This is a genomic window from Mesorhizobium sp. (genome assembly GCF_004962925.1).
Classification (GTDB): Bacteria; Pseudomonadota; Alphaproteobacteria; order Rhizobiales; family Rhizobiaceae; genus Mesorhizobium.
In genome coordinates this window covers 1-315 of sequence record NZ_SUEO01000467.1, presented here as the reverse complement: position 1 = coordinate 315, position 315 = coordinate 1, and the positions used below count along the sequence as shown (strand labels likewise).

At 64.8% G+C, this 315-nt stretch carries 1 pseudogene; it reads left to right on the top strand.

Annotated features, from left to right (window positions below):
* Positions 1-315 (top strand): annotated as a pseudogene (locus tag E5W87_RS35725) (hypothetical protein); the annotation flags it as partial.

Below are 315 nucleotides of genomic sequence, written 5' to 3'. Positions count from 1 at the left end.
CGAGGTGGAGCGACGAGCGCAGGAGCTGGTTTGTACCAGGCAAGACGGCAGCCCGCCGGGTCGACCGTTGGCTGGCGCGCGAGGCCGAGATGCTGGCAATGCACGCCGACAGCAAGGGACGTGACGCCTATTCGTTCGACCCGATCTCCAGTCCCTATCTCGAGGTTGCCGACGACCTGCGCATTCGGACACCCTATTCGAAGGCCGTCCTTCGGGAACTACACGAAATTCCCTGGGCAAGCTGGGACGATGACCTCCGGGCGTGGCGCGTGCCGTTTCGGTCCTATGAGGAACTGCGGCGCCGGTGGCCGACAA